This window comes from Deinococcus apachensis DSM 19763, from assembly GCF_000381345.1.
Classification (GTDB): domain Bacteria; phylum Deinococcota; class Deinococci; order Deinococcales; family Deinococcaceae; genus Deinococcus; species Deinococcus apachensis.
In genome coordinates, this window is sequence record NZ_KB906405.1 from 35,256 (window position 1) to 48,438 (window position 13,183).

Genomic DNA, 13,183 nt, shown 5'->3' on the forward strand with positions numbered 1-13,183 from the left:
AACCATGCCCCACTCCCCCTTTGGCCTCCCCCCGACCTCCGCTACGCCCTCGCTCGCGTCCACCCTCCTCCTGACGCCCGCCTCTCCTGCATCTGGGCAACGGAGTCCCAGCCCGACGGGTGGGAGGACGTGCCGCCCGGCGTGCGGGCGTGGTGGCTGTCCCTGACCCGGGAGTTGCTGGGCGGGCCGGGCTGGGGGCGCGTGATGTTGGTGCACGACGCGGGGTATCGGTGGTTCCGAATGCGATACAGGGTGCAGGAGGTGACGCCCGAGCGGGTGCAGGCGGCGGTGGAGGGGGACCATGGAGCGCCTTCCTCCTCTGGGTCGTTCACATTGGCTTGGGGGGCGAGTGTGGAGCGCGGGCGGGTGAGCTGCCGGGGCGCGGCGTTCAGCGTGGGGGATCAACTCGGGGTATGCCTGTACGCGGGGCCGGATGATCTGGAGCGGCTGGGGGTGTGGACAGATCAGGAGCGGTGGCCGTAGGGTTCAGCATTTTCCGGGCCGCCAAAGTTGTCAGCCGGATACGTTTTCAGCCCGAGCCGTTGCGCCTCGCCAAGTTCCTGGTAGGTGTCCTCCAGAGAGCGCTCGCGCAGGGCACGAACGGCATCTGCCAGAGCGGTACTCAGCGAGCAGGGAGCATCTCGGCCCGTTACTCAGCGAGGAAGGCGACGAGATCGGCGGGAAGGGTGGCGGTGACGCGGGTGCTGGGGCCACAGACTGAGCGTACGGGAAATCCAGGCTCGGGCCACGCGCATCTCCTATCCTCGCCCCATGCCTCCTTCCCGTTCCCAGATTCGGCCCGGCCTGACCGTGGACATCGTGCAGAAACAGGACCAGGCGAGTGGCAGGCTCACACGCGGCGTGGTGGCGCAAGTGCTCACGAAGTCGCCCACCCACCCCCACGGCATCAAGGTCCGGCTGACGACGGGGCAGGTGGGGAGGGTGCAGGCAGTGGTGGGCGCGGTGGAGACGGGCTGACCACTACCCGGATCACGGGCAGACTGCCCCACTGACGCGCCCTTCGGTGAACGCCGAGATGGGGACAACTGACTGTCACATTGGCTGCACACTTCTTGTGAAGGGAGTCACGAGAAATGACAGGCCATGCTCCCATCACCCAGAACCTTCAGCTCCGCACGCTCGGCGACGCGGTGGTCCTGCGAGGCGGTCAGCCCCTGGAGTGGCCCGCCCATAGCGCCGAGGAACTGCTGTGGTACTTGCACGCCCACCCGGAGGGCGCGTACCGGGCGGACCTGCTGATGGACCTGTGGGGCCTGGAGGACACCCCCGCCGCTGGCAACCGCTTCCGGGTGGCGCTGCACCGACTGCGGGCGACGCTGGGCAGTGTGGTCACCGTGACCGAGGTGCGGGGGCGGTACGCGCTGCACCCCGACCTCCTGACGGCGAGCGACACGGCGGCGTTGCAGGAGGGCTTGCAGGCGGCCCGGCTGGCCCGAACAGACGCCGAGCGCGAGGAGGCGCTGCGCCGCGCACTCGCCTGCGTAGAGGGCGAGTACCTGCCCCAGGTGCGGGCCGACTGGGTGGAGGAGGCGCGGGCGTACTGGCGCTCGGCCCGGGTGAGGGCCCACGTGGCGCTTGCCGCGCTGCACTGCGCCCGGCGCGAGTGCCCGCTGTCGACCCAGGCCCTGGGGCGGGCGCTGCAGGCCGACCCCCTGATCGGCGAGGACCACCACCAGCGCCTGATGACCTGCCTGGCCCAGACACGCGGGCGCTTCGAGGCGGTCGAACACTACCGCCGCTACCGCCGTTACCTGCGGCAGGAGGTGGGCGACACGCCCATGCCCGACACGGTGGACATGGCCGAGCGCCTCAAGGCGGGCGAGCTGCTGTGCCCGGAGGCCGAGCGGGAGCTGTAGGCGGGGCACCGGGAGCATGAACCGGCAGCCTGCTGAGTGCTGGAAGGTGAGGGCATGGGGGTGAACGGGGTCGCAAGGTCCGGCCCGTTCGCCCCCACAGCCCTTTCTCTTGGGCTGGGGCGGCGGTAATGAGCTCGTAATGGGGGGGCGGGAGCCTGCGGGTATGGAGGCCCTGCCATGAATGTCGCCGCCCTGATGACCTCTCCCCCCGTCTCCGTCACCCCCGACTACAGCCTGCCCGACGCGGCGCGGCTGATGCGGCAGCGGGGCATTCGCCGCCTGCCTGTCCTCGACGGCCCCCGGCTGGTCGGCATCGTGACCGACCGCGACCTGCGAGAGGCGATGCCGGGCCGAGTCACCACCCTGAGCATGTGGGAGGCGACCACCCAGCTCGCGGGCGTGTGCGTGGGCGACGTGATGCGCCGCAGCGTGGTCACGACCACCCCCGACGCGGATGCGCGGGACGCAGCCTACACCCTGCTGCGCTGGCGCATCGGCGGGATGCCCGTAGTGGACGACTCGGGCGCCGTGGTTGGGATGCTCACCATCACCGATCTGCTGCACGACTACGCCCGCATGCCGGAGCCCCTGCCCAAGGAACCTGGCCTCACGGGCACCCCCGCCGGGCTGGAGGCCCCACTATGAGTGACCCCTCCGTTCCGCCCCCCCGCCCCACTGCGCACGAGGACGCCACGCCAACCGCACATGAACACCGCGGCCCCAGCGTGGTGCCCGTCGGCACCCTGATGCTGGTCGCCGTGGTGCTGCTCTCGATCATCTGGCTGTGGATGCTCGTTCTCGGCATTCAGCAGGGAAGGGCCTCATGACGAAGGGTTCACGCGCCCCCGTTCCCCGGCTGGAGCATCACACCCTGGAGCGGATAGAAACCGTGTGGTTCGGGATCGCGGTGGCGATGGCGGTCCTGCTGTTCGCCAGCGTGGTCGCCAGCTTCGTCAGCGGCACCTACCCGGCCCTGCGGGGCGAGGGGGGCCACCACATCACCGGCGTGGAGAACGGGCGGCTCGACCCCCGCAACCTCGCTGCCACACCGTTCGCCAAGCCCGGCCTGCGGGAGAACCCCGACGGCAGCCTAGAAGCCTTTGTCGTCGCGCGGGCCTTCGCCTTCGAGCCCGCCGTGCTGCGGGTGCCCGCGGGCCGCCCGATCACCTTCCACGTGACCTCGGCGGACGTGCTGCACGGCTACGAGGTAGAGGGCACGAACATCAACGCGACCGCCATGCCCGGCCAGGTGACGAGCTTCACCACCACCTTCCGCCAGCCGGGCGAGCTGGACACCATCTGCAACGAGTACTGCGGCGTCGGCCACCACAGCATGATCACCCGGGTGATCGTGGAAGCGCCGCAGCAGGCCACGACCCAGCCCTGACAGGAGCCCCCTTGTGACGACCTCCCCCGTTCATTCCCCGCCCCGCCGGGCCAGCGCCCCCGGCATCCCCGCCCCGTCCGGCGCCGTCCGGCAGGCCCCACCCATCACAGACGCCGCCTACCTCGCCAGTCTGAAGAAAGTCACCCAGTTCTACGTCGTGACGGCCTTCCTCGCCCTCTTCGTCGGGGTGATGATCGGGCCACTCCAGGCGCTGAACTACGGCGGCATCAATCTCTACGACAACCCGGTCGTCAAGGCCATTCTCAAGTCGTACTACCAGGGGCTCAGTCTTCACGGCGTCCTGAACGCCCTCGTGTTCACCCAGTTCTTCATCTCGGGCTGGATGCTGTACCTGCCCGTGCGGGACCTGGGCGCGCGCATCAACATGCGCTTCGCCTGGTTCACCTACATCCTGATGACGGCGGGGCTGCTGATGGCCGCCGTGCCGCTGCTCACCAACCGCGCCACGCTGCTGTACACCTTCTACCCGCCGATGGAGGGCGACCCCCTCTTCTACATCGGCGCCGCGATTATGGTGGGTTCCAGCCTGCTCGTGGTGGGGCAGGTCGTGCTGACGTGGTGGAACTGGAAGCGGGCGAACCCCGGCCAGGTCACGCCGCTGGTCACCTTCATGAGCGTCGCCACCTGGATGATGTGGTCGGTCGCCTCGCTGGGGATCGTGATCGAGGTCGTGGGGATGCTGATCCCCTGGTCGCTCGGGCTGTACCGGGGTGTGGACCCGCTGCTCTCCAAGACGCTGTTCTGGTGGACCGGACACGCCATCGTGTACTTCTGGGTGCTGCCCGCCTACATCTCGTGGTACGCCTTCATCCCCCGGCACGCGGGCGGGCGCACCGTGTCCGAGCCCATCACGCGGCTGGTCTTCGTGATTTTCCTGCTCAACTCCACTCCGGTCGGCATCCACCACCAGTACGCCGACCCCAACATCTCCAACGTGTGGAAGACGATCCACATGTTCCTGACGTTCATGATCGCCGTGCCCAGCCTGCTCACCGCCTTCTCGGTGACCGCCTCGCTGGAGGGCGCAGCGCGGGCGCGGGGCGGGCGGGGCCTCTTCGGTTGGATGACCCGGCTGCCGTGGGGCAACGCGATCTTCAGCGCGCAGGTGCTGGCGATGATTTCCTTCATTGTGGGCGGGGCGGGCGGCATCGTAAACGCCAGTTCCTCCTTCTCGCCGGTCGTGCACAACACGGCCTGGATTCCGGGGCACTTCCACATCACGGTGGGCACGGCGACCACGCTGAGCTTCATGGGGATCGCGCTGTGGCTGATCCCGCACCTGACGGGCAAGCGGCTGCCCAGCATGAGGGTCGCCTCGGCGGCGGTGTGGACGTGGTTCGTCGGCATGATGGTCTTCGCGCTGGGGATGCACTGGCAGGGGCTGTACGGGGTGACCCGCCGCGCCCAGGTCAGCGCGACCGCCCAGGACGTGTACCGTGACATGCCCATCGCCATCCCGACCGCCCTGACGGCGATCAGCGGGATCATCCTGCTCGTCAGCGCCCTGCTGTACTTCTACATGCTGTTCCGCATGCTGCTCGCGGGGCGGGTGGAGAACGGCGAGAACACGCCCATCCCCTACAGTGAGGCGATCAGCCCGGCCGGGGAGAATCTGGCGACCGCGAGCCCCCTGGTGCGCGCCACCGAACCGCTGCTGGCGCTGTGGGTGCTGGCGCTGGTCCTCGTGCTGCTGATGTATGGGCCGGTGCTGGCCCGCCTGCTCTCGAACCTCGAACTCGTCCCCGGCTGGAGGCTGTACTGATGAGCCAGGACCGTTCCTTCACCCGGGGCGAGATCGCCGGGGCGCTGACCTTCGTGGTGCTCGCCGTCGCCATCGGGGTGAGTTCGTACCGCGTGGGCCTGAACATCTCGGGGGGCACGGGCGGGGCCGGGATGACCGCCTCAGCCGCCCCGGCCCCGGTGAACGGGCAGGCCCTCTACGCCTCCAACTGCGCGGGCTGCCACGGGGCGCAGGCGCAGGGCGGCATAGGCCCAGGCCTGGCCGAGACCAAAGCCTGGGCCGACGCCGACTTCCGGCAGGCAGTGCTGCACGGCCAGGCCCCGGGGGTCCGCACGCTGTCGCCCGTCATGCCCCGCTTCGGGGACACGGGCCTGGGCGGCGAGGCCCCCACCGACGAGCAGATCGACGCGATTCACGCCTATGTGAAGGGGCTGTAGGTTCAACCCTTCCCCGAGAGAACACGGACGCTCCAGCTGGGGCGTCCCTCTCTCTGGGAGCGTCTTAATCCGCCGCGCTGCCCGTCACTTCCTCCAGGGCGGGGAGGTGGTGGGCCGCCGTGTCGTGCAGCCCCGCGAAGCGCAGGTGGCGCTGGCAGATGAACCACAGCTCATCCCGGTCGTTGGGCAGGATGAAATAGGCGTCCGAGGTCTCGGAGGGATTGTAGATGCCCAGCACGCGGTAGAGGCGGTCCGTGTTGAAGCCGCTGTCGAGCGGGCGGGGGACCGGGGCGCGCGGGCCTTCGAGCTGCTCGACGCGCACGAACATCTGGGAATGAAAGGCGAGCATGGTGCGGTCACTGTGGACTCGGGCAGGAGTCGAGACCGGAGCTTTCGCCACAAGCTCAACCGCAGGCCCACAGCGTCCCAAGGCTGGCTCAAGGGAAACTCAGGAACGGGCGGGCTCCAGCCCAACGGGCGCGTCGGGCAACTCAGGCAGGGCGTAGGAGTGCGCGACCTGCGGCATCTCCAGCGACTCGTGCCCCCGGCTGACGATGCGCCCGCCGCTATACCCCGCCACGCTGTTCAGCGTCAGCTCCCAGTTGCGCCGCTGCGCCGCGTGGACACCGAAGATGTAGGCCAGGCGGTCGAGTTGCGAGTTGGTCCGCAGCAGCGACTCGATCTGGAGGATCAGGTGGCCCGGCTCCTCCCCCGGGTAGACCCGGAAGTCGGAGGTGCCCGCGTCGGGGTGCAGCCTCAGGGTGCGGACCCGGAAGCCCAGGGGATTGATATGTTCGACGACCACGTATCCCCGGCGGATGAGCAGCATCCGAATCCACAGGCGGTCCCCCTGCCTCACGGGCGGCACGGCATGGTCCAGCCCCCGGAACCAGGCGAGCCACTTCGGGGCGTGGTCGGGCAGATGGTTGCGCCAGTGGTCGGCGACCTCCTCGGGCGTGCTGGTCGCGCCCTCGACCTCGACCCAGTAGCGGCGGCGGGTGAGCGGCCCCACGCCGTCCTCGGGGGTGGAGGGGCGCAGTGGGTCGGGCGGGCCTTTCAGGGCGTAGGCGGCCAGGGCCAGGGCGGGCAGGGTAAGCAGGCGGAGCAGTCGGGACATGGGGAGACCTCCGGGCGGGGACGGGGAACGCGGGCAAGATAGCTGGCAGGCCAGCGGAAGCGGCACGCCCGGAGTTCATGCAGCCGAAAGGAAGAGCCGCGAGAATGGGAAAGATGGCCGCTGACCCCCTGCCACGTCTCGCCCGCGCGGAGGCCACTGCACACGCCCGGTATGGGAGAGAGGGGGCCGTCGCCCACTTCGGGCCTCTCGTCGCCGTCCATGCCGGGCCGAATCTCCCGGTGGACACTGCCTGGCACGGCGGAAGTGCAGGCCTGAGCGCGGCGGATCTGGACGCCTTCGAGGCCTTCAGCGCCGCGCACGGGCAGAGCGCGACCCTGCACGTCCTGTCCCACGCCGCGCCGCCCCTGCTGCCGCTGCTCGGGGACAGGGGATACGCCCTGGAGTACGTCCTCCATGTCTACACGCACGACCTGACCGCGCTCCCGCCGCCCCCAACTCTCGACGTTCAGGAGGAGCTGAATCCCGATGCCTGGGCCGCCCTGTCCGCTCGCGGCTTCGGCCCGGGAACCGAGACGATGATGCGGCTGGTGGCTCATGCCCCGGGCACGCAGCTCATGACGGCCCTCGTGGAAGGCAAGCCCGCCGCCAGCGCCGCCCTCAGCGTTCAAGACGGTGTCGCGGCCCTCTACGGCACCTCCACCCTCCCGGAATTCCGGGGCAGAGGGGCGCAGACGGCCCTCCTCGCCGCGCGGCTGCACCTGGCCGCCCGGCTGGGGGCCGACCTCGCCAGCGTGTTCGTCACGCCGGGGAGCGGCAGCGAACGCAACGTGCGCCGGGCGGGGTTCGGGGTGGCGGGGGCGCGGTTGACGTTCGTGAGGAGGTGAGGCTCTCCTCCGCCATCACGCGGAGGCGCAGGAGACGGACAGTGGCGAGACTGCGGGCATGGAACCTGCCGACCTCATTCGCCTCGCCCTCCCGCTGTACAGCCTCGGGGACTCGTCCTTCACAGTTCTCCGCGGTCTGTGAGACGTGGTGGCGCGGGTGGAGACGCCGAACGGCCCGGCGAGTCTACGCGTCTGCGAGGCGGGGACAGTGGCCGCCCGGCTCACGAAGGTGAGCGCCTTTCAGAATGCCGCGGCGGGAGCGGGCCTCGTCGTGAAGCGGCCCGCCCCGTAATCCTGTCCGACCGGACGCTGCGTTGGACCGTCCTCTCGACCTGGGTGGATGGGAAGGCTCCTCGCCCGGGGACGGCCGACCTGGGACGGGAGTTGGGCCAGGAGACGGCCCGCCTCCACGCGCTCGACTTCCGCCCTCCGCGGGACCGGGTCGGCCCAGTGTAGGACGCGGCCTGGCTGCGCTGGTGGTGGAGGAGTGAGGCGCCACGTTTCCTGAGCGACGCCGACCAGCAGCGGTGTATGCCCGCCGTGGAACGAACTGCCGCGTTCATGGAAGCGCAAGCGGCGGCGGAGCGGGTCATCCACTCGGACCTGCACTTCGGCAATGTGCTGCTGGCCCCGAATGGTGGGGTCGCCGTACTCGACTTCGACGGATGTGCTGTAGCCCACCCTGCCTTCGACCTCGTGCTGACCGAGGGGGAACTGCTCGACTTCCCGGACGCTCCTGTGCTGACGGCCGCCTACCGGGAGGGGTATGCGGCGCAGTCGGGTCAGCCCTTCCCGGTGGAAGCGGCAGAGGTCCTCGGCGTCGCCACGGGAACGGCCTTTCTGGAGTGGGTGTACGGGAGCGCCAACCCGGAAGTCCGCGCCCGGAAGGAGCGGTGGGGGCCCTCACTGCTCGATGACCTCGCGCTCCGGGGGTGAGGGTCAGGCCCCTACCTTCGCCATCCGCACCGCGTCCCGCACTGCCGCGCACACCGCCTCCTGCACCAATGCGCCGAGCAGCAGGGGGTCGGCGGGGGGCAACGCGCACGAACTCAGCACGAAGGCGCTGTCTCCGTCCCAGAAGGTGTGGCTGGGGTGGATGACACGGCCCAGGGCCGTTTGCGCGGCATCGGCGAGGCGCCGGGCGTCGCTTTTCGTCAGGGTGTGTTCGGTGGCGACGGCGACGAGGGTGGTGCTTTCGACCTCGCCGGGGGAAAAGGCGGCCGCTCCCGGTCCCACCCCCGGCCCCGCCAGCACCCCGCCCCGTTCGTCCAGCACGTCCCCGATGGGATTCACCACGGCCAGCGCCCCCACCCGGACGCCGTGGCGTTCGAGCGCCACGCTGCCCAGACCGCCCGGCACCGCGCCGACACCGAGGTACTTGCCCGCCGTCGCACCCGTACCCGCGCCGACCCGCCCGCGCTCCACCGGCTCACTCGATGCTGCCCGGGCGGCCAGCTCACCCTCCCGCTCGCCCGGCCTGGCCCCCGGGTCACCCACCCCCAGGTCGTAGATCACCGCCGCCGGGACGATGGGCACGCGCGCCCAGGGCGTCTCATGGCCCACCCCGCGCTCCTCCAGCACGCGCACCACCCCGGTCGCTGCCGCGAGGCCGAAGGCACTGCCGCCTGTCAGCAGCAGGGCGTGAACCCGCTCGACCTTCTTCTCAGGAGCGAGGAGCATCCCCTCCCGCGTGCCCGGGCTCGGCCCCAGGAAGGAGGCGGAGGCCACCGCGCCCGCGTCGGGGCAGAGGATCACGGTGCAGCCAGTCAGGCCCACGGGGTCAGTCCAGTGCCCCACGCGGAAACCGGGAATAACAGTCAGGGTCGAATGGGGCGGAGTCATGGCCGCCAGTGTGCCAGGGCCAGCGTGGGCCAACCACAACAAACCCCACCACACGGGCGGGGTCGGTCTCGTCTGACGGCTGATTGCTGAGGGCTGACCGCTCCTACGGCGTCTTCAGCGCATACCCGATCCCCCGCACCGTGCGGATGATCCCGTACCCGTCCAGGTCGCGCAGCTTGGCGCGCATGTTCGCCATATGCACGTCCACCACGTTCGAGTTGCTGGGCAGCTCGCCGTTCCAGACCTCGCGCTCGATCTCCTGACGGGAGTAGACCCGGCCTGGCTGGCGCGCGAGGAAGGTCAGCAGGTCGAACTCCTTGGGCGAGAGGCGGACCTCGTGGCCGTTGTAGTGGCACAGCCGCTTCTGGGGGTGAATTTCGAGCGCCCCGATGGAGATCACTTCCCCGTGCTGCTGGTGGCGGAGCTGCACCTTGACCCGGGCGACGAGTTCCTCCGGGTGGAAGGGCTTGGTCATGTAGTCGTCGGCACCCGCCTCCAGCAGGTTGACCTTGCGGTCCACGGCATCCATCGCGGTCAGGATGATGATGGGCACGCTGCTCGTCTTGCGGAGGCGGCGGGCGATCTCGGCGCCGTCGAAGTCGGGGAGGCCCAGGTCGAGGATCACCAGGTCGGGGCTGTTCTCGCGCGCGCTGGTCAGGCCCGTGACGCCGTCCGGCGCCGTCAGGACCCGGTAGCCCGCCTGTTCCAGCTCGTACTGAACGACGCGGGTGATGTCGGGGTTGTCTTCAATCAAGAGAATGCGCTGGTCCATGATTCTGCCTTCGTCTCCCGGCGTGAGCCTGTTTACCCCGCATCGTAGGGGCCGAACTGGGCCGCGCGGGTGACCTCGGCAGTTTATGCTCTCTTAACAGCCGGTCAGTTTCGCCCCGACTCCTCGCCCGGCACACGGACCGAGTCCACCTGCACCCCGTGGCGCAGCAGCAGCGTTTTCAGACGTTGCATCGCCGCCACCGCCCGCGTGCGGTCCCCCGGCCTGAACACCAGCGTCAGGCGGGCGGGCAGGCCCGGCCGGGGCTCCTGCGCCTGCACCTGAAGGGGCCGGGCAAAGGCGGCGTCCCCCATCAGGTCGCGCAGGATGCGGGCGAAGGTCAGCTCGTCCACCCCCTCCAGGGTGAAGGCGATGCCCTGCGGCGCGGCGTTGGTGGGTCCGGCATCGGGCGACATGGGCGCAGGGTAGCGGAGACTCGCGGCCCGGCTCGTGAGGAGCGCCCTCACGGAACGCCCGCGTGGGGCCGATTGCCCTCCCCACCCTACAATGCCTCCATGACCTCGTCCGACGAGCCCAGCTTTGAGCGCCTGAACGGGGCGGATTTGTACTTCGAGGTGACCGGGCCGGGGGACGCGCCCGACGACGAGCCCCCGGTCGTCTTCCTGCACGGCGGTCCCGGCTACAACAGCTACTCGTTCCGGGAACTGTTCGGCGAGCGCCTGGCGAATCGGCGGGTCGTCTACCTCGACCAGCGCGGCTCCGGGCGCAGCGGCCCCCTGGCGGACACCGACCAGGGCGGCGAGACGCTCGACCTCGACACGCTCGTCGCCGACGTGGAGGCGCTGCGGGGGCACCTGGGCGCCGAGCGCATCGTGCCGCTGGGCCACGGCTTCGGCGCGCTCGTGGCGCTGGAATATGCCCGGCGACACCCCACCCACACGGCCCGCGTGATCGTGGTCAACCCCTGGATTCACTTCCCCGAACTCGCCCTGACGCTGCTGCGCGAGGCCTCGGCGCTGCGGGGAGTGGCGCTCGACGACCCGGCGGGGGAACTCCGCGACCGCACGCCCGAGGGCGAGTACCCCGCAGTCGGCGGGGCGAGGGTGGAGGCCGCCTTCGGCCTGCTCAACGCCCGCGACCTGCTCAACGCCATGCAGTTCCGCGACATCCCGAGCCGCATGCGCCTGGAATTCACCGACACCGAGGGCCAGCTCGCGGGCGGCGGCGAGGTGCAGGAGGCGCTGGTGAACCAGGGCCTGTGGGAGTTCGAGTACCCCCCCTTCCTCCAGGAACTGCGCCGCCCCCTCTTCGTGATCGCCGGGGTCCACGACCGCACGAGCTACCCCGAGCAGGTCGAGTGGCTCGCCGACCTGGGCGGCGCCGACGTGACCGTCCTCGACGCGGGCCACTACCCCTGGCTCGACGACGAGGACGCCTTCGCCGAGGCGCTGGAGGAGGCGCTGACACGCTGAAGGCGAGTTGAAGAAAGCTTCTTCTGCTGGAGGAAGTGGGCAGTTTCTTCCACCGTTGAGCAGGAGGGCAAGCGTTGCTTGCCACCCCCCTCCCCACCTCCCCCGCAAGCGGGGAGGGGCAACAGCACCAGAGCTTTTGCTTTTTAGAACCGTCTCTTGTGGACGGCCAATGCCTGCAAGTGGTTGACGCTCGCACCGCCTTGCTCGCGTAGCGAGACGGTGGGCCCGTGGCCTGGCATGCAGCAAGATCAAACCTTCCGCGTAGAGGAAAACAAAACGGCCGCAGGCGAGATGGGCGAGCCCTTTGCCTGGCGCGGCGCCACTCCCCCCTGCCCCTCAGCCCCCATACTCAAAAATCCCCCCTTCCCAGACCCAGCCCCCCTCTCCGCTCTCTCACAGGTCCGCCGCGTATACTCGCCTCACCCTTATGAAAGGCGTGATCCTCGCTGCCGGGCGCGGCAGCCGTCTCCTCCCCGTCAGTGCTGGGCGGCCTAAGCACGCCGTGCCCATCGCGGGGGTGCCCATCATCACCCGGGCGGTGCGGGCCCTGCGGGCGGCGGGCGTCGAGGAGGTCGCGGTCGTGACGAGCCCGGCGGCCGAGGCGCAACTGCGCGCCGCGACCCGGGAGGAGGGTCCCCTGACCTTCCTGCGCCAGGAGGAACCGCGCGGCACCGGGCACGCGGTGCTTGCCGCCCGCGAGTTCCTGGCGGGCAGCCCGGCGATGCTCTACCTGGGGGATAACCTCTTTGCCGACACCCTGGCCCCGCTGCGCGAGGCACTGGACGGGGCCGACGCCGCCCTGGGCGTCAAGCGGGTGCCCGACCCCAGCGCCTACGGGGTGGCGACCGTGCAGGGGGGCCTGCTCACCCGGCTGGACGAGAAGCCGCGCCGCCCGGCGAGCGACCTGGCGGCCTGCGGCGTGTTCGCCTTTCATCCCCACGTGCTCGACGAGGTCGCGCGCCTCGGGCCCAGTGAGCGCGGCGAGATCGAGTTCCCCCAGGCCCTGCTGCGGGTGATCGCGGCCGGGGGAAGGGTGCGGGCAGTGCCCTTCGCAGGCTTCTGGAGCGACGCGGGCACCCCCGCCGACCTGCTGACGGCGAGCGCCCACTTCCTGAAGGGCCTGAACTCTCGCGTAGACGGCACCGTGAGCGGCAGCGTTCTGAATGGCTCCGTGGTGGTCGAGGAGGGCGCAAGGGTAGCGAACTCCACCCTGACCGGTCCCGTCCTGATCCAAACAGGGGCGACGGTGCGCGGCTGCACGCTGGGTCCCAACGTGAGCATCGGCCCGCACGCGTGGGTGGAGGGGGCGACCCTGTCGGACACCCTGATCGACGAGGAGGCGACTGTCCGTCGCCCCACCCGGCCCCTCGTGCGCACGGTGATCGGCCGTCACGCGACCGTGACGGCCCCCAGTGACGCGGGATTACAGGTCGTGGTGGGCGACTACAGCGTGCTGCGGCTCTAGCCTTGCGGCCCCGCCTCCCGCCCGCTGCCGTACTCTGGGGCATGACCGGACCTTCCCAGCCCCAGGACGAGCCGCATCCCGACCAGACGCCCGACCAGGAAGGCGGCGAAGTGGTCATCAGCGGGCTGGACACCGGCCCGGGCCTGGACGAGCGCGAGAATGTCTCCCCGACCGATGAACTCGTGAGCCTCCAGCCCCTCCTGCCGCACAAGGAGCCGGAAGACGAGGACGGCTGAGCGGGGGCAGCAG

19 protein-coding genes are annotated in these 13,183 nt (G+C 70.2%); 14 read left to right on the forward strand and 5 right to left on the reverse strand.

Annotated elements, in window-relative coordinates; all coding sequences use genetic code 11:
• The first annotated feature begins 129 nt into the window (after positions 1-129).
• The 8 genes from F784_RS0112845 (at position 130) to F784_RS0112880 (ending at position 5,463) form a co-directional block, all read left to right on the forward strand.
• Entirely contained in the window at positions 130-483 is a 354-nt protein-coding gene (locus F784_RS0112845) for a hypothetical protein (protein ID WP_019587133.1), read from the forward strand.
• 288 nt (positions 484-771) lie between these two features.
• The gene (locus F784_RS0112850; RefSeq protein WP_019587134.1) at positions 772-978 is read left to right on the forward strand and encodes a YwbE family protein; all 207 of its coding nucleotides are present in this window, start codon (positions 772-774) and stop codon (positions 976-978) included.
• A 116-nt stretch (positions 979-1,094) separates the two neighbouring features.
• Positions 1,095-1,877 carry an AfsR/SARP family transcriptional regulator gene (locus F784_RS0112855; protein ID WP_019587135.1) on the forward strand — a complete coding sequence of 261 codons (783 nt, stop codon included), beginning with the start codon at positions 1,095-1,097 and terminating at the stop codon, positions 1,875-1,877.
• A 177-nt stretch (positions 1,878-2,054) separates the two neighbouring features.
• Entirely contained in the window at positions 2,055-2,522 is a 468-nt protein-coding gene (locus F784_RS23115; protein ID WP_019587136.1) for a CBS domain-containing protein, read from the forward strand.
• Positions 2,519-2,704, forward strand: a complete 186-nt coding sequence (locus tag F784_RS0112865; RefSeq protein ID WP_019587137.1) for a hypothetical protein — start codon at positions 2,519-2,521, stop codon at positions 2,702-2,704. Before F784_RS23115 ends, F784_RS0112865 begins: the two co-directional genes overlap by 4 nt.
• Positions 2,701-3,264: a cytochrome c oxidase subunit II gene (locus F784_RS0112870; protein WP_019587138.1), complete on the forward strand. Its 564-nt coding sequence runs from the start codon at positions 2,701-2,703 to the stop codon at positions 3,262-3,264. The genes F784_RS0112865 and F784_RS0112870 overlap by 4 nt, the downstream gene beginning before the upstream one ends.
• Before the next feature lie 13 nt (positions 3,265-3,277).
• On the forward strand, positions 3,278-5,047 hold the full coding sequence (locus F784_RS0112875; protein WP_019587139.1) for a b(o/a)3-type cytochrome-c oxidase subunit 1: 1,770 nt from the start codon (positions 3,278-3,280) through the stop codon (positions 5,045-5,047).
• Complete coding sequence (locus tag F784_RS0112880) at positions 5,047-5,463, forward strand: c-type cytochrome (protein ID WP_019587140.1); 417 nt, start codon at positions 5,047-5,049, stop codon at positions 5,461-5,463. The genes F784_RS0112875 and F784_RS0112880 overlap by 1 nt, the downstream gene beginning before the upstream one ends.
• Positions 5,464-5,527: 64 nt before the next feature.
• Here the strand turns inward: F784_RS0112880 and F784_RS0112885 are convergent, their stop codons facing one another.
• Together F784_RS0112885 and F784_RS0112890 are read right to left on the reverse strand one after the other, a co-directional pair.
• On the reverse strand, positions 5,528-5,863 hold the full coding sequence (locus F784_RS0112885) for a hypothetical protein (RefSeq protein ID WP_245557863.1): 336 nt from the start codon (positions 5,861-5,863) through the stop codon (positions 5,528-5,530).
• A gap of 48 nt (positions 5,864-5,911) precedes the next feature.
• A complete protein-coding gene (locus tag F784_RS0112890) occupies positions 5,912-6,580 on the reverse strand; it encodes a DUF1990 family protein (RefSeq protein WP_019587142.1) in 669 nt (222 codons plus the stop codon).
• A 113-nt stretch (positions 6,581-6,693) separates the two neighbouring features.
• Between F784_RS0112890 and F784_RS0112895 the strand changes: the two genes are divergently transcribed.
• The 3 genes from F784_RS0112895 to F784_RS0112910 all read left to right on the forward strand — a co-directional run bounded on the left by F784_RS0112895 (position 6,694) and on the right by F784_RS0112910 (position 8,361).
• Positions 6,694-7,425, forward strand: a complete 732-nt coding sequence (locus F784_RS0112895; protein WP_245557864.1) for a GNAT family N-acetyltransferase — start codon at positions 6,694-6,696, stop codon at positions 7,423-7,425.
• 145 nt (positions 7,426-7,570) lie between these two features.
• Entirely contained in the window at positions 7,571-7,717 is a 147-nt protein-coding gene (locus F784_RS26250) for a hypothetical protein (RefSeq protein ID WP_157465246.1), read from the forward strand.
• A 176-nt stretch (positions 7,718-7,893) separates the two neighbouring features.
• Positions 7,894-8,361 carry a phosphotransferase family protein gene (locus tag F784_RS0112910; RefSeq protein WP_342662488.1) on the forward strand — a complete coding sequence of 156 codons (468 nt, stop codon included), beginning with the start codon at positions 7,894-7,896 and terminating at the stop codon, positions 8,359-8,361.
• Between the two features lie 3 nt (positions 8,362-8,364).
• Here F784_RS0112910 and F784_RS0112915 read toward each other — a convergent pair whose 3' ends face one another.
• From F784_RS0112915 to F784_RS0112925, 3 genes are all read right to left on the reverse strand, one after another.
• Positions 8,365-9,267 carry a P1 family peptidase gene (locus F784_RS0112915; protein ID WP_019587145.1) on the reverse strand — a complete coding sequence of 301 codons (903 nt, stop codon included), beginning with the start codon at positions 9,265-9,267 and terminating at the stop codon, positions 8,365-8,367.
• 103 nt (positions 9,268-9,370) lie between these two features.
• Complete coding sequence (locus tag F784_RS0112920) at positions 9,371-10,039, reverse strand: response regulator transcription factor (protein WP_011529345.1); 669 nt, start codon at positions 10,037-10,039, stop codon at positions 9,371-9,373.
• Between the two features lie 104 nt (positions 10,040-10,143).
• Complete coding sequence (locus F784_RS0112925; protein WP_040383175.1) at positions 10,144-10,452, reverse strand: hypothetical protein; 309 nt, start codon at positions 10,450-10,452, stop codon at positions 10,144-10,146.
• A 99-nt stretch (positions 10,453-10,551) separates the two neighbouring features.
• On the opposite strand from F784_RS0112925, the gene F784_RS0112930 reads away from it, so the two are divergent.
• The 3 genes from F784_RS0112930 to F784_RS23120 all read left to right on the forward strand — a co-directional run bounded on the left by F784_RS0112930 (position 10,552) and on the right by F784_RS23120 (position 13,170).
• Positions 10,552-11,469: an alpha/beta fold hydrolase gene (locus F784_RS0112930; RefSeq protein ID WP_026332458.1), complete on the forward strand. Its 918-nt coding sequence runs from the start codon at positions 10,552-10,554 to the stop codon at positions 11,467-11,469.
• Positions 11,470-11,896: 427 nt separating this feature from the next.
• Positions 11,897-12,934, forward strand: a complete 1,038-nt coding sequence (locus F784_RS0112935; protein ID WP_026332459.1) for a sugar phosphate nucleotidyltransferase — start codon at positions 11,897-11,899, stop codon at positions 12,932-12,934.
• Positions 12,935-12,975: 41 nt separating this feature from the next.
• The gene (locus F784_RS23120) at positions 12,976-13,170 is read left to right on the forward strand and encodes a hypothetical protein (RefSeq protein ID WP_019587149.1); all 195 of its coding nucleotides are present in this window, start codon (positions 12,976-12,978) and stop codon (positions 13,168-13,170) included.
• Positions 13,171-13,183 lie beyond the last annotated feature (13 nt).

Coding starts and splice junctions, on each gene's coding strand:
- F784_RS23120 (WP_019587149.1), top strand. CDS start 12,976: ATGACCGGACCTTCCCAGCCCCAGGACGAGCCGCATCCCGACCAGACG.
- F784_RS0112865 (WP_019587137.1), top strand. CDS start 2,519: ATGAGTGACCCCTCCGTTCCGCCCCCCCGCCCCACTGCGCACGAGGAC.
- F784_RS0112850 (WP_019587134.1), top strand. CDS start 772: ATGCCTCCTTCCCGTTCCCAGATTCGGCCCGGCCTGACCGTGGACATC.
- F784_RS0112855 (WP_019587135.1), top strand. CDS start 1,095: ATGACAGGCCATGCTCCCATCACCCAGAACCTTCAGCTCCGCACGCTC.
- F784_RS0112895 (WP_245557864.1), top strand. CDS start 6,694: ATGGCCGCTGACCCCCTGCCACGTCTCGCCCGCGCGGAGGCCACTGCA.
- F784_RS0112930 (WP_026332458.1), top strand. CDS start 10,552: ATGACCTCGTCCGACGAGCCCAGCTTTGAGCGCCTGAACGGGGCGGAT.
- F784_RS0112920 (WP_011529345.1), bottom strand. CDS start 10,039: ATGGACCAGCGCATTCTCTTGATTGAAGACAACCCCGACATCACCCGC.
- F784_RS0112870 (WP_019587138.1), top strand. CDS start 2,701: ATGACGAAGGGTTCACGCGCCCCCGTTCCCCGGCTGGAGCATCACACC.
- F784_RS23115 (WP_019587136.1), top strand. CDS start 2,055: ATGAATGTCGCCGCCCTGATGACCTCTCCCCCCGTCTCCGTCACCCCC.
- F784_RS0112925 (WP_040383175.1), bottom strand. CDS start 10,452: ATGTCGCCCGATGCCGGACCCACCAACGCCGCGCCGCAGGGCATCGCC.
- F784_RS0112915 (WP_019587145.1), bottom strand. CDS start 9,267: ATGACTCCGCCCCATTCGACCCTGACTGTTATTCCCGGTTTCCGCGTG.
- F784_RS0112880 (WP_019587140.1), top strand. CDS start 5,047: ATGAGCCAGGACCGTTCCTTCACCCGGGGCGAGATCGCCGGGGCGCTG.
- F784_RS0112935 (WP_026332459.1), top strand. CDS start 11,897: ATGAAAGGCGTGATCCTCGCTGCCGGGCGCGGCAGCCGTCTCCTCCCC.
- F784_RS0112890 (WP_019587142.1), bottom strand. CDS start 6,580: ATGTCCCGACTGCTCCGCCTGCTTACCCTGCCCGCCCTGGCCCTGGCC.